Source organism: Streptococcus infantis (genome assembly GCF_047464415.1).
GTDB lineage: Bacteria > Bacillota > Bacilli > Lactobacillales > Streptococcaceae > Streptococcus > Streptococcus infantis_AE.
On the sequence record NZ_JASHBX010000001.1, the window covers coordinates 59,036 to 81,943 of the forward strand.

At 40.4% G+C, this 22,908-nt stretch carries 10 protein-coding genes; 8 read left to right on the top strand and 2 right to left on the bottom strand.

From position 1 onward, the window contains the following. Positions 1–48: 48 nt before the first annotated feature. Both QM460_RS00305 and QM460_RS00310 read left to right on the top strand, forming a co-directional pair. Positions 49–7,068, top strand: coding sequence for a SpGH101 family endo-alpha-N-acetylgalactosaminidase (locus QM460_RS00305; RefSeq protein WP_414288754.1), 7,020 nt, complete (start codon positions 49–51; stop codon positions 7,066–7,068). A gap of 156 nt (positions 7,069–7,224) precedes the next feature. Then, positions 7,225–15,612, top strand: coding sequence for an SIALI-17 repeat-containing surface protein (locus QM460_RS00310; RefSeq protein ID WP_414288756.1), 8,388 nt, complete (start codon positions 7,225–7,227; stop codon positions 15,610–15,612). Positions 15,613–16,309: 697 nt separating this feature from the next. On the opposite strand, the gene QM460_RS00315 is transcribed toward QM460_RS00310, so the two are convergent. Beyond that, positions 16,310–16,492 carry a hypothetical protein gene (locus QM460_RS00315; protein ID WP_049488991.1) on the bottom strand — a complete coding sequence of 61 codons (183 nt, stop codon included), beginning with the start codon at positions 16,490–16,492 and terminating at the stop codon, positions 16,310–16,312. Positions 16,493–16,740: 248 nt separating this feature from the next. Between QM460_RS00315 and QM460_RS00320 the strand changes: the two genes are divergently transcribed. The 3 genes from QM460_RS00320 (at position 16,741) to QM460_RS00330 (ending at position 18,734) form a co-directional block, all read left to right on the top strand. Further along, a complete protein-coding gene (locus QM460_RS00320; protein WP_049488992.1) occupies positions 16,741–17,040 on the top strand; it encodes a helix-turn-helix transcriptional regulator in 300 nt (99 codons plus the stop codon). 31 nt (positions 17,041–17,071) lie between these two features. Continuing rightward, the gene (locus tag QM460_RS00325) at positions 17,072–17,728 is read left to right on the top strand and encodes an SAP domain-containing protein (protein ID WP_256263276.1); all 657 of its coding nucleotides are present in this window, start codon (positions 17,072–17,074) and stop codon (positions 17,726–17,728) included. 304 nt (positions 17,729–18,032) lie between these two features. Further along, positions 18,033–18,734, top strand: coding sequence for a lysostaphin resistance A-like protein (locus QM460_RS00330; RefSeq protein WP_414288759.1), 702 nt, complete (start codon positions 18,033–18,035; stop codon positions 18,732–18,734). 280 nt (positions 18,735–19,014) lie between these two features. Here the strand turns inward: QM460_RS00330 and QM460_RS00335 are convergent, their stop codons facing one another. Continuing rightward, on the bottom strand, positions 19,015–19,431 hold the full coding sequence (locus QM460_RS00335) for a DUF6556 family protein (RefSeq protein ID WP_045763795.1): 417 nt from the start codon (positions 19,429–19,431) through the stop codon (positions 19,015–19,017). A gap of 136 nt (positions 19,432–19,567) precedes the next feature. Between QM460_RS00335 and QM460_RS00340 the strand changes: the two genes are divergently transcribed. From QM460_RS00340 to QM460_RS00350, 3 genes are all read left to right on the top strand, one after another. Continuing rightward, complete coding sequence (locus QM460_RS00340; RefSeq protein ID WP_045763794.1) at positions 19,568–20,710, top strand: cysteine desulfurase family protein; 1,143 nt, start codon at positions 19,568–19,570, stop codon at positions 20,708–20,710. 8 nt (positions 20,711–20,718) lie between these two features. Beyond that, entirely contained in the window at positions 20,719–21,933 is a 1,215-nt protein-coding gene (gene thiI / locus QM460_RS00345) for a tRNA uracil 4-sulfurtransferase ThiI (RefSeq protein ID WP_045763793.1), read from the top strand. A 134-nt stretch (positions 21,934–22,067) separates the two neighbouring features. Continuing rightward, positions 22,068–22,892 carry an alpha/beta hydrolase gene (locus QM460_RS00350; protein WP_045763792.1) on the top strand — a complete coding sequence of 275 codons (825 nt, stop codon included), beginning with the start codon at positions 22,068–22,070 and terminating at the stop codon, positions 22,890–22,892. Positions 22,893–22,908 lie beyond the last annotated feature (16 nt).

Below are 22,908 nucleotides of genomic sequence, written 5' to 3' on the forward strand. Positions count from 1 at the left end.
ACAAAATGCAAACGCTTACTTGATAAACTGAAAGGAACAAAAAAACCGATGGATAAAGGATTATTTGAAAAACGTTGCAAATATAGTATTCGGAAATTTTCATTAGGGGTTGCTTCTGTTATGATTGGTGCAGCTTTCTTTGGAACGAGCACTGTTCTCGCAGATTCTGCACAAACAGGTTCAACAGCGAATATGCCAGCTGATTTGGCGGCAGCTCTTGCCAATGCTAAAGAGGATGATGGGCATGACTTTGAAGCGCCAAAACCTGGTGAAGATCAGGGTTCTCCTGAAGTAACTGAAGGACCAAAGACTGAAGAAGAATTGCTGGCAAAAGAAAAAGAAACTGCAACTGCAACAAGCTCAGCAGCTTCAGATACTCTTCCTGAAGAACTACGTGGAAAACTTGATAAGGCTGAAGAAAATGGCCGCACTGCCTCAAAAGAAGAACTAGAAAAAGAAGATAAAAGCTTAGTTCCAGAAGAAGTAGCTAAAACAAAAAATGGGGTATTAAACTACGGTGCGACTGTCGAAATTAAAAGCTCTGCTGGGCTCGGTAGTGGTATCGTTATTGGGGAAAATCTCGTTTTGTCTGTTTCTCATAACTTTATCAAAGATGTTCCAGATGGCAATAATCGTAAGGTAGCTGATAATGTTGAAAGTGATGACGATGTTTATACAATTTCTTACCAAGGCGCTCCAGACGTTAAATTCAGTAAAAATGATGTGAAACACTGGGATCGTGAAGGATTCCTCAAAGGATATAAAAATGACCTGGCAATCGTTAAGCTTCGTACACCTCTTGCAAATGCACCTGTTGAAGTGACTGACAAGCCTGCTACAACTAAGGTAGGAGATAAGGTTCATGTATTTGGCTATCCAAAAGGAGAACTTGATCCGATTCTGAATACAACTGTTGAGGATATTAACAATCACGGAGAAGGTGTTCGTGGCATTAGCTATCAAGGAAGTGAACCAGGTGCTAGTGGTGGCGGCATTTTCGATGAAAATGGGAAACTGATTGGTATTCACCAAAATGGTGTATCTGGTAAACGTAGTGGAGGTATTCTCTTCTCACCTGCTCAGCTAGAGTGGATTCAAAACTACATCAAGGGTATTGAAACAACGAAACCAGCTGGTCTAGATGCTCTCGATAAACAAGTTGAGGACAAGGAAGAAAAACCAAAAGAGGATAAACCTAAGGAAGATAAGCCAAAAGCAGAAACACCAGCAGAAAATAAACCTGCTGAAAACAAGCCGGCTGAGAACAAGCCAGCAGAAAATAAACCTGCTGAAAACAAGCCAGCTGAGAATAAACCAGCTGAGAATAAACCGACTGAATCAAAAGAAGTTACTCCAGAATGGAAAACAGTTGAAAATAAAGACCAACAGGGAACAGTAACAATCCGTGAAGAAAATGGAGTTCGTTACAACCAACTAGCTTCAACTGCTCAAAATGACAATGGTAAGAAACCAGCCTTGTTTGAAAAAGATGGTTTGACAGTCGATGCTAATGGAAATGCCACTGTTGATTTGACCTTTAAAGAAGAATCTGAAACAGGTAAATCTCGCTTTGGTGTCTTCATGAAATTCAAAGATACCGATAACAACGTTTTTGTAGGTTATGACCAAGGTGGATGGTTCTGGGAATACAAGTCAAATGGAAGTGGACTTTGGTACCAAGGTGGACGTGTTGCAGCTCCAGTAAATGGTTCTGAGAACCACTTGACCATCAGCCTTAAATCAGATGGACAGCTCAATGCAACTAACAACGATGTCAAACTCTTTGACACAGTTACCTTGCCATCTGCAGTTAATGACAAACTCAAAGATGAGAAGAAAATCGTTCTTAAAGCTGGAACCTATAACAGCAGCGAACGTACCATTGTCAATGTCAAAACTGATGATCAAGAAGGTGTGAAAAACGATCAAGAAGCCGCTGAAAAAGAAAAGGGCGACACAGTAGATGATAGCAATGTCAAATACGACACTATCGAATCTACAGTATTGAAAGCAGTCATCGACCAAGCCTTCCCACGTATTAAAGAGTACGTCCTCAATGGCAACAAGCTTCCAGGTCAAGTGCAACCGATTAATCAAGTTGTGATTAATAAACACGCTGTGACTCCTGAAGTTACCTATAAGAAGGTCAATGCAACGACTGCCGAGTATGAAATGAAACTCCGTGATGAGGAAAACCTCATCAATGCAGATATGACAGTTCGTTTGCAAGTGGTGGACAACCAACTTCACTTTGATGTGACTAAGATTGTCAACCATAACCAAGTTACACCAGGACAAAAGATTGATGACGAACGTAAATTACTTTCTTCAATCAGCTTCCTAGGAAATGCCTTGGTATCTGTTTCAAGCGACCAAGCGGGAGCTAAGTTTGATGGGGCAACCATGTCAAACAATACTCACGTCAGTGGTGATGACCATATCGAAGTAACAAATCCAATGAAAGAATTAGCCAAAGGCTACATGTACGGATTTGTTTCAACAGACAAACTTGCAGCAGGTGTATGGAGTAACTCACAAAATAGCTACGGTGGTGGTTCTTACGACTGGACACGTTTGACAGCTTATAAGAATACGATTGGCAATGCTAACTACGTGGAAATTCATAGCTCTGAATGGCAATGGGAAAAAGCGCACAATGGAGTTGTCTTCCCAGCATACACTCAAGAACTTCCAAGTGCAAAAGTTGTCATCACTGAAGATGCCAATGCTGACCATAAGGTTGACTGGCAAGATGGTGCGATTGCTTACCGTAGCATCATGAACAACCCTCAAGGTTGGGAAAAAGTTAAAGACATTACTGCTTACCGTATCGCTATGAACTTTGGTTCACAAGCGCAAAACCCATTCCTCATGACCTTGGATGGTATCAAGAAGATCAACCTCCATACCGATGGTCTTGGCCAAGGTGTACTGCTTAAGGGATACGGAAGTGAAGGACATGACTCTGGACACTTGAACTATGCGGACATCGGTAAACGTATCGGTGGTGTTGAAGACTTTAAGACTCTTATTGAGAAAGCTAAGAAATATGGTGCCCACCTCGGTATCCACGTCAACGCTTCAGAAACTTATCCAGAGTCTAAATACTTTAATGAAGATATTCTTCGTAAAAATGCAGATGGTAGCTATAGCTACGGTTGGAACTGGCTTGACCAAGGTATCAACATTGATGCTGGTTATGACCTCGCTCATGGGCGTCTAGCTCGTTGGGAAGAGTTGAAGAAAGAGTTGGGTGAAGGTCTAGACTTCATCTACGTCGACGTATGGGGTAACGGTCAATCAGGTGACAACGGTGCCTGGGCAACTCACGTTATTGCGAAAGAAATTAACAAACAAGGTTGGCGCTTTGCTATTGAGTGGGGCCATGGTGGTGAATATGATTCTACCTTCCAACACTGGGCAGCTGACTTGACCTACGGTGGCTATACAAATAAAGGTATTAACAGTGCCATCACTCGCTTTATCCGTAACCACCAAAAAGATTCTTGGGTTGGTGACTACAGAAGTTATGGTGGTGCAGCTGACTACCCACTTCTAGGCGGTTATAGCATGAAGGACTTTGAAGGATGGCAAGGACGAAGTGACTATAACGGTTATGTAACAAACTTGTTTGCTCATGACGTTATGACTAAGTACTTCCAACACTTCACAGTAAGCAAATGGGAAGATGGCAAACCAGTAACCATGACTGACAATGGTAGTACCTATAAATGGACTCCAGAAATGAAAGTCGAGTTGGTCGATGCTGCAAATAACAAGGTTGTTGTAACTCGTAAATCTAATGATGTCAACAGTCCACAATATCGTGAACGAATTGTTACGCTTAACGATCGTGTGATTCAAGATGGTTCAGCCTACTTGACACCTTGGAACTGGGATGCAAATGGTAATAAGCTTGAAAGTGACAAGGAAAAAATGTACTACTTCAATACTGAAGCAGGTGCAACAACTTGGACACTTCCTAGCGACTGGGCAAATGGTAAGGTTTACCTTTATAAGCTAACTGACCAAGGTAAAACTGAGGAAAAAGAAGTTGCCGTGAAAGATGGTAAGATTACCCTTGACCTCACTGCAAATCAGCCATATGTTCTCTATCGTTCTAAACAAACAAATCCTGAAATGTCATGGAGTGAAGGAATGCATATCTATGACCAAGGATTTAACAGTGAATCTTTGGATCATTGGAAGATTTCGGGAGATGCTTCTAAGGCTGAAATCGTGAAGTCTCAAGGTGCAAACCAAATGCTCCGCATCCAAGGCAACAAAGAAAAAGTTAGTCTCACTCAAAAATTGACTGGCTTGAAGCCAAATACTAAATATGCAGTCTATGTCGGTGTAGACAACCGTAGTAATGCTAAAGCAAGTATTACCGTTAATACTGGTGAAAAAGAAGTAACCAACTACACCAACAAGTCACTCGCCCTCAACTATGTAAAAGCCTATGCTCACAATACTCGTCGAAGCAATGCAACAGTTGATAACACAAGTTATTTCCAAAACATGTATGCTTTCTTCACAACAGGTTCAGATGTATCAAATGTAACCTTGACCTTGAGTCGTGAAGCAGGCGATGAAGCAACTTACTTCGATGAAATTCGTACCTTTGAAAATGAATCAAATATGTACGGTGACGGTCACGATACTGCAACAGGCGTCTTCAAACAAGACTTTGAAAATGTCGGACAAGGTATCTTCCCATTTGTCATCGGTGGTATCGAAGGCGTTGAAGACAACCGTACTCACTTGTCTGAAAAACATGGACCATACACACAACGTGATTGGAATGGCAAGAAAGTTGATGACGTTATCGAAGGAAATTGGTCACTCAAGACAAATGGACTTGTAAGTCGTCGTAACTTGGTTTACCAAACAATTCCACAAAACTTCCGCTTTGAAGCAGGCAAGACCTACCGTATTACATTTGACTATGAAGCTGGATCTGACAATACTTACGCCTTTGTAGTCGGTAAGGGAGAATTCCAATCTGGACAAGCAGGTAATATGGAAATGCATGAATTGCCAAATACTTGGACAGATTCTAAGAAAGCGAAACGTGCAACCTTCCTAGTAACAGGTGCGGAAACTGGCGATACATGGGTAGGTATCTACTCTACAGGCAATGCAAGCAACACTCGCGGAGACTCAGGTGGTAATGCTAACTTCCGTGGCTACAATGACTTCATCATGGACAGACTTCAAATCGAAGAAATTGTCTTGACTGGTAAGATGATGACAGAAAATGCTGTCAAGAACTATCTTCCAACTGTTGCGATGACTAACTACACTAAAGAAACAATGGATGCTTTGAAAGAAGCTGTCTTCAACCTCAGTCAAGCAGATGATGATATCAGTGTAGAAGAAGCTAAGTCTGAAATTGCTAAGGTCAATGCTCTTAAAGACGCTTTAGTGATGAAGAAAACAGCTCTTGTAGCAGATGACTTTGCAAGTCTTACAGCTCCTGCTCAGGCTGGTGAAGGTCTTGAAAATGCCTTTGATGGTAACGTGTCAAGTCTATGGCATACATCATGGAGCGGAGGAGATGTTGGCAAACCAGCAACCATGGTCTTGAAGGAACCAACTGAAATCACAGGCTTCCGTTATGTTCCACGTGGTTCAGGTTCAAATGGCAACTTGAGAGATGTTACTCTTGTAGTAACGGATGAAACAGGTAAGGAACATACCTTCAATGCAACCAATTGGGCTAACAATAATAAACCAAAAGATATTGACTTTGGTAAGACTATCAAGGCTAAAAAGATTGTTCTAACTGGAACAAGAACCTACGGTGATACTGAAAACCAATATCAATCAGCTGCAGAATTGATCTTCGCTCGTCCACAGGTTGCTGAAACTGGTCTCGATACTACAGCCTATGAAGCAGCCTTGGCTAAAGCTCAAAAATTGACTGATAAGAGTAATCAAGAGGAAGTAGCAAGTGTTGTTGCCAGCATGAAATTTGCAACAGATAATCATCTCTTGACAAATAGAATGCTTGAGTACTTTGCAAATTATCTCGACCAATTGAAAGACCAAACACCTACTCCAACTCCAGATCCAGAACCTAAACCTGAAACTCCAACTTCAAGCAAAGGTGACGAAGCTGCGCCAGTTGTTGACCTTCCAGAATTCACAGGTGGTGTAAATGGTGTTGAAGCCGCAATCCATGAAGTACCAGAGTTTACTGGAGGTGTGAATGCAGCTGAAGCCGCTGTTCATGAAGTTCCAGAATACAATGGAGTTGAGGGAACCGCAGGAAATGAAGTAGCTATCCACGAAGTTCCAGAATTTACTGGAGGTGTAAATGGAGCTGAAGCCGCCGTCCATGAAGTACCAGAGTATACAGGTGCGATTGGAACAGCAGGTGATCAAGCCGCACCTACTGTAGAAAAACCAACTGAAGGTGTTCGGGTCTTGTCAGATAAGACTACAGGAGTTGTAGTTGCAGGACTAGCAAGAGATTTGGCTACAGATCTTAATCTTAAAGTTCAAAAAGTAACAGACCAAAGTCTACAAGGTGTGAAGTTTGATGCTTATGCTCTTCATTTAGTTGATAAAGATCAGCATGAGGTTCAAGCGAAGGGTGTAGTGCTTGTTCGACTTCCAGTTTCTAGTGAAGTAGCTGGAGTATACTACACTGCATCAGGTGAAGCAGTAAGCTTTACAAATGGTCAAGGTACAGTTGAGTTTACAACTAGTCAGCTAGGACATTTTGCAGTAGTTTATAAACAAGTTTCTAAACCACAAACGCCATCAGTAGGAGAACCAGATCATAAACCACAAACTCCATTAACTGACGAACCTAGAGGTCAAGTACAGACTCCATCAACAGAGAAACTGGATCAGAAACCACAAAATGCAGCAGTACAAAAACTTGATCAGAAATCAGTTGATACTGCTAAATCAGAAATGAAGGAAGTAGCAGCTAAACAAGAAGCGAAGGATAAACTTCCAGAAACTGGTACTAGCAAGTCAGAGCATCTCTTCTTCCTTGCCAGCCTCAGTCTAGCAATGTCTGCTCTATTTCTTGCAAAGAGAAAAGAAGATTAAAAAATAAAAAGTTTTCAATAAAAGAGAGCTTAAAACTCCACATTCATTGTCGTGGAGAAAAAGAAAACCCAGAGAGGACCCTCTAGGTCCTCTCTTTTTTTAAAGGGGAATGAGAGCGCTTACTCCTTGTGAGCGTATGAAAGGAAATAGGAAAAAATGGGAAAACATTTTTTTGAGAAACGGTGTCATTACAGTATACGTAAATTTACAATCGGCGCAGCTTCTGTTATGATTGGTGCTAGCATTTTTGGTGCTGGTGCAGTTCAGGCTGCTGAAACAGAAGGACATGCAGAGACAGAAGGTACGGTAACACAAGCTCAGCCTCTGGATAAACTGCCAGCAGATATAGCAGCAGCTATTGAAAAAGCAGAAGCAAGTGCTGGAACTGTAGATGAACAACCTGCAGGGTCAGAAACTGGAGCAACTGCAGCTGAAACAACTACTCCAAAACCAACTGAAACTCCTGCTCCTAAGGAAGAAGTAGCTTCAAAACCAACTACAAATCCTAAAGAGGAAGCAGCTTCTGAGGCGAAACCAGCTGCAAGTCCTGCGACTAAAGATATAGTAGATACACCAGATGTCAATCATTTAGAAAAAGCTTCTGCTACAGCATCAAACCATGAAGCCAACACACAATACACAGCAGAAAAGGCGATAGACGGAAAACCTGACACTCGTTGGGCTACTGACCAAAACGTTGAGAAACCAACAATCGAATTTACACTTGAAAAGACAACAGTGATTAAGCATGTTGAGATTGATTGGGACCGCCGCGTTCGTGGTGAACAAAATGATCCAAATATCAAATCATGGAACCTCTATTACGCTGGCCAGGATGATGTGAATGGTTCAGGAGTTAAAGAATGGAAGTTGGCTTATCAAAGAACAGGGAATCCTCTTCTTGATGAAAAAATTGACTTGAAAGAAGCTATCCAAGCTAAATACCTCAAACTTGAAATTACAGACTATCAAGCTGGTACAATGAATTGGAAAAATGTTGGGATTCAAGAAATTCGTGCCTACTCAAACATTCCAGACGCTAGCAAACCAACAGATATTCGCCAAGTCACAGAATTAGTGGTTGCTGAAGATGGGAAATCACTTGTTTTACCTAAATTACCAGGTCAAGTCAGCTTGATTGGTAGCAACAAACAGGGGGTTGTTGACCTAAATAACAAAATCTATAAACCCTTAACAGACCAAACTGTTAAGGTCATGGTCCAACAAGTCAAGGATACTCATACCTTCACAAAAGAATTTGAAGTCCTTATTAAAGGATTACATGCAGACGAAGGCGTTGGCACTAAACCAGCAGTTGCTCCAGCAGTTCAACAATGGTATGGAACTGAAGGCAAAACTTCTATTACAGCTGATACCGTGATTTCAGTTGGCGATTCTGGATTTGGTCAAGAAGCTAAATTCTATCAGACTGACCTTGAAAGTCGTGGGCTAGAAATCGCTACAGGTGATCAAACAGCTCAAAAACGGATTGAATTTAAAAAAGTTGAAGACAAGGGATATGGCAAAGAAGGCTATGGCATCACCATTAAAGATGGAGTTATCACAGTAGAAGCTGCAACAAATACAGGTGCCTTCTATGCAACCCGTACTCTCCTTCAGATGGGAGAAAAAGACTTACAGAATGGTGAAATCCGTGACTTCCCAAGCTTCAGCCACCGTGGCTTTATGCTAGATACAGGTCGTAAGTTTATCCCTTATGATACACTTGTAGATATCATGCTCAACATGGCTTACTACAAGATGAACGATCTTCAGTTGCACTTGAATGACAACTATATCTTCTTAAAAGATCACTTGGCTGGTAAAAATCTTTCTCAAGATGAAGAACTAGACTATGTCCTCAAAAAAGCTAAGACAGGCTTCCGTGTAGAGACTGATGTTGTCGGTGAAAATGGTGAAAAATTAACATCTGACGAGCACTACACCAAGGAAGAAATGCAAGATATTATCAAGTGGGCAAAAGCTTTGCATATCAACCTTGTTCCTGAAATTGACACTCCAGGTCACGCCCTTTCATTTGTTAAAGTCCGTCCAGACTTGATGTATAAAGGTCAGCTTAGTGCGAGAAAACATAATGTAGAGCGCGTGGCTATGCTAGACTTGGATAACAAGTACGAAGAAACTCTTGCTTTTGTCAAATCAGTCTATGATAAATTGTTGGATGGAGAAGACGCACCACTTCATGGTGTTTCTACTGTTCATATCGGTACAGATGAATACTATGGAAATCCAGAAAGCTATCGTCGCTATGTCAACGATATGATTCAGTACATCAAAGGCAAAGGCTTAACACCACGTATTTGGGGTTCCCTCAGTGCCAAACAAGGAACTACGCCGGTCGATTGGAAAGATGTAGAAGTCGATATTTGGAGCATTGGATGGCAACGTCCAGCTGCCGCAATTGCTCAAGGTGCTAAGATTATCAATATCACAGATATTCCAACCTATAGTGTTCCAAGTGGTAGCAATAGTCAAGGTGGATATGGAGATTATGCAAACTATGAAACTCAATACAATCGCTGGACACCAAATGATTTCTCAACAGGTGGAGGACCACGTCTAGAAGCCTCTAATCCAAATATCCTTGGTGGTGGTCATGCGGTCTGGAATGATAACATTGACCTCCATGAAACTGGACTCACTTCTTACGATATCTTTAAACGCTTCTTCAAGAGTATGCAATCAACTGCAGAACGCACTTGGGGTTCAGACCGTGCAGCCAAGACCTATGCAGAACGTGTTCAACCAGCAAGTGTTTATGCACCACAATCTAACCCAGATAAGACCGTAGCTGAAGAAGACTTGTTCAAGATCAATCCTGATACTGTCAAAGATTATCTTGCTAAGAAAGTACAGAAGACTGAAGCAGGTTTGAATTTCGAAAAAGATAGCACTATCGAAGGCCTAGTTGGTGATGCTGGACCAAGTCATGTCTTGAAATTGGATGTGACAGTGACTGGTGATGGCGAGCAAACCTTCTCAACAAGTGGAAACAATCAACTCTATCTTGCGGACAAAGATGGCTACCTTGCCTATACTTTTGAACAATTTCATATTCAATTTAACAAGAAACTTGAAAAGAACAAACGTTATCAAATTTCTGTTGTAACCAAACCTCAAGTGACTGAAGTTTATGTGGACGGTGAAAAGGTTGAACGAATTGCAAATCCAGCTAATCCACGTTTGGCCCATAATAGCTTGGTACTTCCACTTGAAACAATCGGTGGCTTTAAAGGAATCTTGCATAGTGCTGAGTTGTCAAATGAAGCATTTGTAAACCCACGTTTGATTCCAAATGACCATTTTACAGTTTCTGCAACAAGTCAAGAATTACCAGGAACCAATGCAGAAGGTCCAGTCGAAAAAGCCTTTGACAATGATCCAAATACTTTCTGGCATTCAAAATGGTCTGGTCATCAGGCTCCATTTACAGTGGCAATGAACTTGAAAGCAGCTGAAACAGTCAATGGCTTGACCTATCTTCCACGTCCAGGTGGAGGCAACGGTGTTGTGACATCTTATGAAATCTATGCTCAAAAAGATGGTCAAATGGTTAAAGTTGCTTCAGGAACTTGGGAAAACAATGCCAAAGAGAAAACAGTTAACTTTGATGCCATTGAAACCGATAAGGTAGAATTTAAAGTTCTAGCTGGTGCTGCAGGATTTGGTAGTGCTGCAGAAATTCAACTTCTTAAACCAGTTTCTTCTAACAAGATGGAAGAGCCAGTTAGTCCAGAGAAACCTGTGACACCAGAAAAACCTGAAACTCCAGAAAAACCTAAAGTTGAGGAAATGGGCGATGGTACAACTGAACTTGCTGATAGCTTTGTAGCTACGAAACCTACAAGCGACGAAGCAGTTGCCGCAGCAGCTCAAAGTCAGGATTATCTCAAGAAAGAGTACAAGGTCTTCCCAACACCACAAAAAGTAACTTATGATGAAGGTGTTACGAAACTCCATAAACAAGTCAATCTTGTCATGGGCGATCAATTAGATATCTATACTCGTAACCGCTTGAAGAGTGTCCTACAAGATCATCAAATCTCTTACACAAGTAGTCAAACAGCAGTGGCAGGTGCTACCAACATCTACCTTGGTGTTCATGGCCAAAATTCACAGGCTGAAAAAGAAGTATCTGGTATTTCTCAAGGACTCTTTGATAAGATTGATGCCTATGCCTTGTCTATCAAGAATAATACAATCTCTATCGTCGGTAAGGATACAGATGCTGTCTTCTACGGTTTGACAACTCTCAAACACATGCTTAATGAAAGTGAAGCTCCAGTCTTGCGTAACGTAACAGTTGAAGACTTTGCTGAAATTAAGAACCGTGGCTTTATCGAAGGATACTATGGTAACCCTTGGAGCAATGCTGATCGTGCTGAGTTGATGCGTTATGGTGGTGACTTGAAGTTGACCCAATACTTCTTTGCACCAAAAGACGATCCATATCACAACAAGAAATGGCGTGAACTTTATCCAGAAGAAAAATTAGCTGAAATCCGTGAATTGGCACGTGTCGGAAACCAAAACAAGACTCGTTATGTTTGGACCATCCACCCATTCATGAACAACCGTATCCGTTTTGGTAACGATGCTGACTACCAAAAAGACCTTGAAACTATTAAAGCTAAATTCACTCAATTGATGGATGTCGGTGTTCGTGAGTTCGGTATTTTGGCCGATGACGCTCCAAGTCCAGTTGGTGGCTACAATAGCTACAACCGCTTGATGAAGGACATGACAGACTGGTTGACTGAAAAACAAGCAACTTATGTTGGTCTTCGTAAGGAAATGATTTTCGTTCCAGGTCAATATTGGGGTAATGGACGTGAAGATGAGTTGAAATCTCTAAATGAAAACCTTCCAACTTCAACTTCTATGACCCTTACTGGTGGTAAGATTTGGGGTGAAGTATCAGAAAACTTCCTTTCTAACCTTAAGAACAACCTGACTGCAGGTGGTAAGACCTACAGTCCAGTTTCTCTATGGGTAAACTGGCCTGTTACAGATAACTCTAAACAACACTTGATTTTGGGTGGCGGTGAGAAATTCCTTCATCCAAATGTAGATCCTAGTCTCCTTTCAGGTATCATGTTGAACCCAATGCAACAATCTGAGCCATCGAAGATTGCCCTCTTCTCTGCAGCTCAATACGCATGGAAACAATGGAAATCAGAAGAAGAAGCTAAGAAAGTAAATGACATCGCCTTCAACTTTGTTGAAAACGGTAAGTTTACAGATAGCGAAGCATCAGTTGCCTTCCGTGAGCTTGGTAAACATATGATCAACCAAAACATGGATGGTCGTGTTGTGAAATTGGAAGAGTCTGTTGAACTAGCACCGAAATTAGATGCCTTTATGACTAAGCTAAAAGCTGGTCAAGATGTCGGTGCAGAGCGTGAAGGATTGCGTGCAGAATTTGCTAAACTAAAAGCAGCAGCTCAACTTTATAAAGCATCTGGTGATGAAAAGATGCGTGCTCAAATCCACTACTGGTTGGATAATACCATCGACCAAATGGACGCCTTGAGTGCTCTTCTTGATGGTACAGAAGCTATCGAAAAGAACGATTCTGCAAAACTTTGGGATAGCTACTATAAGGGCTTGAAACTCTACGAACAATCACAAACTTATACCTTCCATTATGTAGACCATGATGAGAGAGCTGAGTTGGGTGTTCAACATATCCGTCCATTCTTGCTTGGACTTCGTGAAATCCTCGCAACAGAAGTTCAAAAAGCCTTGCATCCTGACCAAGTCCTTAGTACCTTTATCACGAACCGTACTGGTGTCGAAGGTGGATTGGCTGAGGTGACTGATGGTGATTTAGGAACACATGCTTTGATCAAATCACCAAACAGCATTCAAACTGGTGACTACATTGGTTTGAAATTTAACAAGGCTGTTCCAGTTCAAAACTTGACATTTGCAATGGGAACTCAAGCAAATCCTCGCGATACCTTCAACAACGCTAAGGTTGAATACCTCAATGAAAATGATGAGTGGGTAACCCTTTCAGAACCAAGCTACACTGGTAATGAGCCTCTGCTTAAATTTGAAAACCTCAACATCAACGCCAAAGCTGTTCGTATGATTGCGACTTCAGATCGTGGAAATACTTGGTTTGCTGTACGAGAAATTGCTGTTAACCGCCCTGTAGAAGTTACTCGTGCTAAACAGTCAGCCACTGTGACTATCAGTCCAAATCTTATGTACAAGTACAACACAACAGTTGGTCAGATTACAGACGGACGTGATAATACTGAAGCCATGCTTGCAAATGCTGATAGAACAGACACAACTCCAGTCAATGGTTGGGTACAACTTGACTTGGGTGAAGTCAAACCTGTGACCAAGGTTCGTTTGGTTCAAGGATCAGGAGATAAATTGGCAGAAGGTGTTCTTGAATACTCTGCAGATGGTAGCTCATGGCAAGAGTTGGATCGCTTGACTGGTGAACAAACAAAAGAAATCGAAACTCCAATTTCAGCTCGCTACGTTCGTGTTCGCAATACTAAGAACATCAACCTATGGTGGCGTATCGCTGACTTCTCAGTTGAAACACGTGCAGGCAATAGCGAATTGACTGATACAAACGTTGAGAGCTTGAAGTCAACTCCAGTTTATGACAGCCTAGGCCGTTATGACCTTCAAATTCCAAGCGGAACTAAGCTTCCAGCTAATAGCTACTTGGGTATGAAGCTTGATCGTCTACACCAAGCTGAAAGCATTCAAGCACTTGGTACAGAAAATCCATCTCTCAACTTGGAATACTCTCCAAATGCCCAAGAATGGTATCCAGCTAATCAAGTGACTGATAAGTCCTTGGTACGTTATGTTCGTCTGGTTAATAAGACTGACCAAGAACAAGCAGTGACAGCAACTTCTCTACTTGTTCAGACAAAAGAAGTTCAGCCAACCACACTTGATTCTACATCAATGGGAATCCACCCAACATACGGTAGAAACGACGTTCGTAAGATCAAGAACTTGGATCAATTGTTTGACGGTGTCTACAATAACTTTGTAGAGTTCTCAGACTATGCTCGTAAAGACGGTCATATTACCTTGAAACTTAGTAGCGAACGTGATATTAAGAAGATTAGAGCTTACATCCAAGATGGCACTCAAAACTATCTCCGTGATGGTAAGATTCAAGTCAGTCAAGATGGTAAGACTTGGACGGATGTTGTGACAGTTGGTGACGGTGTTGCTAATGAAACACGTGATGACTCCTTGACAGATGGCTGGACACATGATTCTAAGATGCCAGGAAATCGCTATATCGAGGGTGAACTTTCAAGCCCAGTTAAAGCCAACTACCTCCGCGTTCTATTTACAGCAGACTACGATGCTCGTTTTGTAGGCTTCACTGAGTTGGTGATCAATGATGGCGAATTCGTGAAACCAATCAATGACCCAACTGTAGAAGGAAACAGCGGTGAAAGCCAAGGCAACCTTTACACTAACCTTGTAGATGGCAAAGTATTGACAAGCTACAAGGCTGAGAAAGAACAAGGTGAGCTTGTCTACCACTTGTCAGAACCAACAGACGCTAACCATATTCGCCTTGTTTCAAGTATTCCTCAAGGAATGAAAGCTCGTGTGCTTGCTCGTACTCTGAAAGAAGATAAAGCAGATGCTTGGTCAGAACTAGGTGAAATTACCTCAAGCTTCCAAACATTTGCAGTGAGAGAAAAAGCGCCATTGTTAGATGTCAAACTTGTTTGGGAAGGTGGCAAACCTGAGTTTTACGAAATGACGACCTTCCACCAAGAGCTTCCAGAAGAACCAGAGAAACCAGCTTTAACTACAAGCAAGGGGGACGAACCAGCACCAGTATTAGAAGTCCCAGAATTCACCGGTGGCGTAAATGGTGTCGAAGCAGCTGTTCATGAAGTTCCAGAATACACTGAAGCTATTGGCACAGCAGGTGATGAAGCAGCACCAGTAGTAGAAGTTCCAGAATTCACCGGTGGCGTAAATGGTGTCGAAGCGGCTATCCATGAAGTACCAGAGTATACTGAAGCTACGGTAGAAGCAGACAAGATTCCAGCACCAGTATTAGAAGTCCCAGAATTCACAGGCGGTGTCAATGGAGCAGAAGCAGCTGTCCACGAAGTCCCAGAATATACTGGTGGGGTGAATGGTGTCGAAGCAGCTGTCCACGAAGTCCCAGAATATACTGGTGGGGTGAATGGTGTCGAAGCAGCTGTCCACGAAGTCCCAGAGTTCACTGGTCACGTAAATGGATCAGAAGGAACTACTCATGAAGTTCAAGAATTTACTGGAAGTGTGAATGGTTCAGCCCCAACTACACGTGAAACTCCAGCATACACAGATGAGCAGTCTCTTGTAACTCTTGCTATGTCACAAGATAAGACCTACCAAGCACCTGCAAGTCATCCATACAAGCTCCCAGAGACAGGTACTAAAGAAAATGCTGGTCTTGCAGCCGTTGGTGTTGTAGGTGCACTTCTTGGTCTCTTTGCTATGGGAAAGAAAAAAGACGACGAATAAGATGATGTAAAAGCATCTAATACTCAATGAAAATCAAAGAGCAAACTAGGAAACTAGCCGCAGGCTGTACTTGAGTACGGCAAGGCGATGTTGACGCGGTTTGAATTTGATTTTCGAAGAGTATAAGTCATAGAGATTGGATCAAGAGACTAATCTCGAATATAAAAAGCGGACAAAACTAGTTTTCTGATAAACAGAAGCTGGTCTTGTTCGCTTTTTCTTAAAGTGAGGAAGCTGATGCCCATTGAAGTTCCTTGGATAAAACATTTCGAACTCCTAACGAAGTCCTTAAGCCGCAAGCCAATTACTACCATTTAGGATGTTTTGATGACAATTTAAGAAAGAGCAATCTATTCCTGGAAATAAATGCTAAACTATGATTGTTCCTAAACATGATTTAGTAATTCAGTAGTCTGGTTCAACCCTAAAAGAATAAAACCGATCTTACAAGTTAATCAGAAGAGTATTATTAGTTTGGTTTTAGAGGTAGCTAGTAGAGAAAAGTACATCTGAAATTTGATGTTCTCTTGTGAGCAAGACTAAGAAGTTATTCTATTCATTTATTGTTAGAAAGCTTTGGGGAGTATCTATGAAATTTAATAAATATGCCTATCCCTTAGCGCAAGCCTGCTTGGGTTTGTATTTATTCGCTGATGGAGGTAGTTTGATCAATTTAGAAATTTAATTGGTTTAAAAATTAGCTAAAATACTTGTCTAGAAACTGCGAGAGCAATTCAAGTGCTCTAAGCTCAATTTCTTCATTTCGAATATCTTCAAATTCATTATCATTTACTTGAATATATTCTTCTAAACTAGGCGAATAAAAAGAATGAGTATTGTTAATTTTGTTGTTTTGAAATGCCAATTGTGTTGATGTCATAATATCCTCAATCTAGCCATATTTCGCTTCTTATGGACTTTTTATTACCATTTTAGTATAATTGTATTGGTTTTAAACGAAAGCCTCAGAACGCTTTGCAGAGCTTTCTGGGGTGTTTTTGCATACTCATAAAGTTAACTAGTATCACTTATTTTGTATGCTTTGTTTTTATATAACCATTTTGGTTATATAAGTATAATACAACCAAAATGGTTATAAGTCAATAGAAAAACGAAAGGAATCTTAAAATGTTAAAAGACAATATAAAAAAAGCCCGACTAGATGCAGGACTTACTCAATTAGAAGTTGCTGAAAAGTTAGGTGTAGCTCAAGCTCAGTACGCTAGGTGGGAAAACGGAGGGAGAAATCCGAAAGATGAAACAGTAGAAAAATTAGCTGAAATCTTTGGTACATCTTTTGAGTTTTTAAAAGGACGTGATGACGGACTAGAAGAAATTGTTAGTTTATTGAGAGAGTATGAATTGACAGAAACAGATAAAAACAAAATTATTAACACTTTAAAGGATTTATTAAATAAATCAAAATAATGTGGTAGTTGGAGAGCACAAAGTGAATAATATCCGGGAACAAAAAAAGCAAGATAAAGCATTTATTAAACGCTGGGAAAATAGACCTGATTTTAGAGATATAAAATCATTTGAAGAATTTAACAGATACTACTGGTATCGAGAAGAACTTTCACAAATTTGTAAGTACCTTGGATTAGAATACAGATGTACAAAAAAAGAATTAAATCATATTATAGAACAATATTTTAAGGGAAATAGAGTGGAAAAATTTTTGAGGAAAAGAAACAAAAATCAAACCGAAATAATAACCCTAAATACATCATTACTTGAATGTGGGTTTTCCTTTAATCAGAAATTTCGTGATTATTTTTCAGCTGTAACAGGTGTTAATCCGTTTAAATTTAATGCTGATATGGCAACAGCTTGGCGAAAAGTAAAACGGGACAGCAACATAAATTTCACAATCCAAGATATGATTAAAATATACTATGGAGAGTCAGACTACGCCAAGTATGATAATTCAGCTTGCCAATGGAATCAATTTCTAAAAGACTTCTGTGCAGATGAATTTAGCAATCAATACTCCAACAAGTTAAAAGTTGCAGCTATCCTTTGGAAAGAGGTTAGAGATTCAAAAAATAAAAAAATTTATTCACGGAGACTTCTAAAAGAATATAGCTACAAAATAGAGGAGTACTGTAAGTAAACAACTTCAAGTTTGTCGAACGGAATATAATGTATTAAAGACGATAGAAATAAAAAAACTATGGTATCTTTTTGGTAGCTAAACAGACAAAATATCTTGTTTTTTGCAAATAATACTTAAAAAGAATGTTGAATTATCAGTATTCTTTTTTATTTCAAATACATTCTCGGAATTAGATATTGGGGTTATCCTTGTATTACTATCCTTGATTAAGGGAGTAGAAATCCATAAAGAGGAAAGAAAGCATAGATGAGCATCGTTAGTAACTAGAGATGCTGGAGTTCAGGAAAGAAGAGGTAGTGGTTTGCAAAAGTTGAAAAATAGTTTAAAATTTGTAGGAATGATCTTACTGATTATAAATGTAAATACATTTCCCATGAGAATGTTGGCTCTCGAAGACTCTAGTTCTCTGTCCTTAAAGTGGACGACTAGTATTGGGTATTTGGTACTGGCTACTTTCTTGCTAGTTGCTGTTTGGCGACAATATAAAAAGAAAATTCCGAATCAGCAGAAGGCTTTCAAGTTTACCTGGAAGGATTTTGGAATAGCCCTTTTATTTTATGTGGCTACTCGACTAGTAGCGATTGTAGGTACCCTCCTGATCCAAGTAGTTACTGGAAATCCAACATCCGCTAACGATGCTGCCTTGCTGGCTACAAGCGAGCAGGTTACTCGTGTTTTTCCTCTGTTTTTCATCGCCTTTCATTTTGCAATTGGTATATTTGCTCCAATCATGGAAGAATTAGTATTTAGAGGATTCTTCAGCCACTATTTTTTTAAAGAAGATCAAAAGTGGTTGAAATTGCTAATAAGTTCTGCGATTTTTGGCTACCTGCATATGTTTTATCCGATAGAGTTTCTAACTTATTTTTTACTGGGAGTGATATTTTACTTAGCCTACGCTCGTAGAGGGAATATTCTTGATTCTATAGCTGTTCATTTGCTAAATAACGGAGTTCTAGTACTGGTATCTATTTTAAACTATCTATTTTTAGTTTTTAGCTAATACTCTTCGAAAATCTCTTCAAACCACGTCAGCGTCGCCTTGCCGTATATTTGTTACTGACTTCGTCAGTTCTATCCACAACCTCAAAACAGTGTTTTGAGCAACCTGCGGCTAGCTTCCTAGTTTGCTCTTTGATTTTCATTGAGTATAAAATATATTCAAAAAATGATTGGTTTAAAGGCTGATCATTTTTCTGTTGCAAAGATCAACTTTTGCTGATAAATGCTGAAGATAGCAATAAAAAACCAGCGATTCAATCACTGGCTGTTAGATCGTTCTTTTAGGAAGCTCCATTAGTAGTAGACGTTTTTGTATCTGTTGTTTGAGTGCTAGATGAAGGAACAGTCGGTTGTTCTTGTTTACTGCTAGTATCTTCTTTCTTACTTTCTGCACTGCTACTAGATTGAGTTGTTGTTTCTTCTTGTGTGTTTTCTTTTGTAGAAGTATTGTCCTTGTTTGGAGTAGTATTCTCTTGAGGAGATTCCTTTTGAATCTCTTTTATGACAGTTGTCTGGGTTGTCGTAGTTTCTTTTTTAGAGTTATTGTTGTTATTATTATTCATAGCATTCATGATGGTGATACTTGCAGTAATCAGCCCCAGAATACTACCGATAGTAGCTATCGTTTTTTGAAAAACAGTAAATCCTTTTTTGATGTGTTCTGTTTTGGGTTTTGATGTTCTACGATAATTAGACATAATATCTCTCCTTTACTAAAATTCATTATACCGAAAATCTTTAAAAAAAACTTAAATGAACCTGAATTGCCTTTCTTGTCGCCTGAACTGTTTCGTGATACAATAGAAGGAGTGATTTTAGAAAGCGTGAGAAACCATGATTTACTTTGATAATTCGGCAACGACTAAGCCTTATCCAGAAGCACTTGAAACCTATATGCAAGTGTCTGCAAAAATTATTGGAAATCCTTCAAGTCTCCATCGTTTGGGAGACCAGTCAACCAGAATTTTAGAAGCTTCTCGTCAACAGATTGCAGATTTGATTGGCAAGAAAAGCGAGGAAATTTTCTTTACATCTGGTGGTACTGAAGGGGATAACTGGGTTATCAAAGGGGTTGCATTTGAAAAAGCGCAATTTGGTAAACACATTATTGTGTCAGCTATTGAGCACCCAGCAGTCAAGGAGTCAGCTCTTTGGCTCAAGACTCAAGGTTTTGAAGTGGATTTTGCACCAGTTGATGAAAAAGGATTTGTAGATGTAACTGCTTTAGAAAATCTACTTCGTCCTGATACAACGCTAGTCTCTGTTATGGCAGTCAACAATGAAATCGGCTCCATCCAGACCATCCAAGCTATTTCAGAACTTTTAGCGGATAAACCAACCATTTCTTTCCATGTAGATGCTGTTCAGGCCTTGGCCAAGATTCCGACAGAAAAGTATTTGACAGACCGAGTGGATTTTGCGACCTTTTCTAGCCATAAATTCCACGGAGTTCGTGGTGTTGGTTTTGTCTATATCAAGTCTGGTAAGAAGATTACCCCGCTTTTAACTGGTGGTGGCCAGGAGCGTGACTATCGTTCCACAACTGAGAATGTAGCAGGAATTGCAGCAACAGCCAAGGCCCTACGTTTGTCTATGGAGAGATTAGACTTATTTGCTAGTAAAACAAGTCAGATGAAGGAAGTCATCCGTCAGGCTCTTCTTGACTATCCAGATATTTTTGTCTTCTCAGGTGAGGAAGACTTTGCTCCTCATATTCTGACCTTTGGGATTAAGGGAGTTCGTGGGGAAGTTATCGTGCACGCATTTGAAGACTATGATATTTTCATTTCTACAACATCAGCTTGCTCGTCCAAGGCTGGAAAACCTGCTGGTACCCTGATTGCCATGGGCATTGAAAAGGATAAGGCCCAGTCAGCAGTTCGTCTAAGCCTAGACCTAGAAAATGACATGAGTCAAGTTGAGCAATTTTTGACTAAACTAAAATTAATCTACAATCAAACTAAAAAAGTAAGATAGGAGCATTCATGCAGTATTCAGAAATTATGATTCGCTATGGTGAGCTTTCAACCAAAGGTAAAAACCGTATGCGTTTCATCAATAAACTACGTAATAATATCTCAGACGTTTTATCCATCTATCCTCAAGTTAAAGTGACAGCAGACCGCGATCGTGCCCATGCTTATCTGAATGGGGCAGATTATGAACCGGTGGCAGAGTCACTCAAGCAAGTTTTCGGGATTCAAAACTTTTCTCCAGTATATAAGGTTGAAAAATCCGTAGAAGTTCTTAAGTCTGCCGTGCAAGAAATTATGAAGGACATCTACAAGGAAGGGATGACCTTTAAAATCTCAAGTAAGCGTAGCGACCACAACTTTGAGCTAGATAGTCGGGAACTCAATCAGACACTTGGTGGAGCAGTATTTGAAGCTATTCCAAATGTGCAAGCACAAATGAAAAATCCTGATATCAATCTGCAAGTGGAAATTCGTGAGGAGGCAGCTTATCTTTCTTATGAGACCATTCGAGGAGCAGGTGGTTTGCCTGTCGGAACTTCTGGTAAAGGTATGCTTATGTTGTCAGGAGGGATTGACTCTCCTGTAGCAGGCTATCTTGCTCTAAAACGTGGTGTAGATATTGAGGCTGTTCACTTTGCTAGCCCTCCATACACAAGTCCAGGTGCCCTCAAGAAAGCCCAGGACTTAACCCGTAAATTGACTAAGTTCGGAGGAAATATCCAATTTATCGAGGTTCCCTTCACGGAGATTCAAGAAGAAATCAAGGCTAAGGCTCCGGAAGCTTATCTTATGACCCTGACTCGTCGCTTTATGATGCGGATTACAGACCGTATCCGTGAAGTGAGAAAAGGTTTGGTCATTATCAATGGGGAAAGCCTTGGTCAAGTAGCCAGCCAAACCCTTGAAAGTATGCAGGCTATCAATGCGGTGACCAATACACCAATCATCCGTCCAGTTGTAACTATGGACAAGCTAGAAATCATTGACATTGCACAAGAAATTGATACTTTTGAAATTTCTATCCAGGCATTTGAAGACTGCTGTACCATTTTTGCACCTGATCGTCCGAAGACAAATCCAAAGATTAAGAATGCAGAGCAGTATGAAGCGCGAATGGATGTCGAAGGTTTGGTTGAACGTGCAGTAGCAGGAATTATGATTACTGAAATTACGCCTCAAGCTGAGAAGGATGCAGTCGATGAGTTGATCGATGATCTCCTTTAATCAGAAAAACCAGAGGAAAAGATGAAATAAGTAAAAAAGTTAGTTTATTGTCCTAAATTTGGACGGAAACTGACTTTTTTTCTATTTTTATGATATAATTAGATAAAATTTTGAATATAGAGAGTTTTCTGACAATGAATCAATCATATTTTTACCTGAAAATGCGAGAGCATAAATTAGTGGTTCCCTACACGGGTAAGGAGCGCCGCGTACGTGTTCTCCTCCCAAAAAACTATGAAAAAGACACGGATAGAAGCTATCCTGTGGTGTATTTCCATGATGGACAAAATGTCTTTTATAGTAAGGAATCTTACGTTGGACATTCCTGGAAGATTATTCCTGCTATCAAGCGAAATCCAGATATCAGCCGTATGATTGTTGTGGCTATTGACAATGATGGTCTTGGACGGATGAATGAGTATGCAGCTTGGAAATTCCAAGAGTCTAATATTCCTGGCCAACAATTTGGTGGTAAGGGAGTCGAGTACGCAGAATTTGTCATGGAAGTGGTTAAGCCCTTTATCGATGAAAACTATCGGACAAAATCAGACCGTAAACACACTGCTATGATAGGATCTTCACTTGGTGGCAATATTACCCAGTTTATTGGCTTGGAGTATCAAGATCAGATTGGATGTTTGGGAGTTTTCTCATCAGCTAACTGGCTCCACCAAGAATCCTTTGATCGCTATATCGAGCGTAAAAAACTCTTGCCTGACCAACGCATCTTTATATATGTTGGAACGGAAGAAGCTGATGATACAGACAAGACCCTCATGGCTGGCAATATTAAGCAGGCCTATATCGACTCTTCCCTTCGCTATTATCATGATTTGATAGCGGGAGGAGTGCAGTTGGAAAATCTCTCACTCAAGGTTCAGGCTGGAGCCATTCACCATGAAGTGCCATGGTCAGAAAATCTTCCAGCTTGTTTACGTTTTTTTGCAGAAAATTGGTAAATAGTATAAAGGAGAC

Bases quoted from the DNA above. Each gene is read 5' to 3' on its own strand.
- QM460_RS00305 (WP_414288754.1), top strand. From the start codon at position 49: ATGGATAAAGGATTATTTGAAAAACGTTGCAAATATAGTATTCGGAAA.
- QM460_RS00310 (WP_414288756.1), top strand. From the start codon at position 7,225: ATGGGAAAACATTTTTTTGAGAAACGGTGTCATTACAGTATACGTAAA.
- QM460_RS00315 (WP_049488991.1), bottom strand. From the start codon at position 16,492: ATGACATCAACACAATTGGCATTTCAAAACAACAAAATTAACAATACT.
- QM460_RS00320 (WP_049488992.1), top strand. From the start codon at position 16,741: ATGTTAAAAGACAATATAAAAAAAGCCCGACTAGATGCAGGACTTACT.
- QM460_RS00335 (WP_045763795.1), bottom strand. From the start codon at position 19,431: ATGTCTAATTATCGTAGAACATCAAAACCCAAAACAGAACACATCAAA.
- QM460_RS00340 (WP_045763794.1), top strand. From the start codon at position 19,568: ATGATTTACTTTGATAATTCGGCAACGACTAAGCCTTATCCAGAAGCA.
- thiI (WP_045763793.1), top strand. From the start codon at position 20,719: ATGCAGTATTCAGAAATTATGATTCGCTATGGTGAGCTTTCAACCAAA.
- QM460_RS00350 (WP_045763792.1), top strand. From the start codon at position 22,068: ATGAATCAATCATATTTTTACCTGAAAATGCGAGAGCATAAATTAGTG.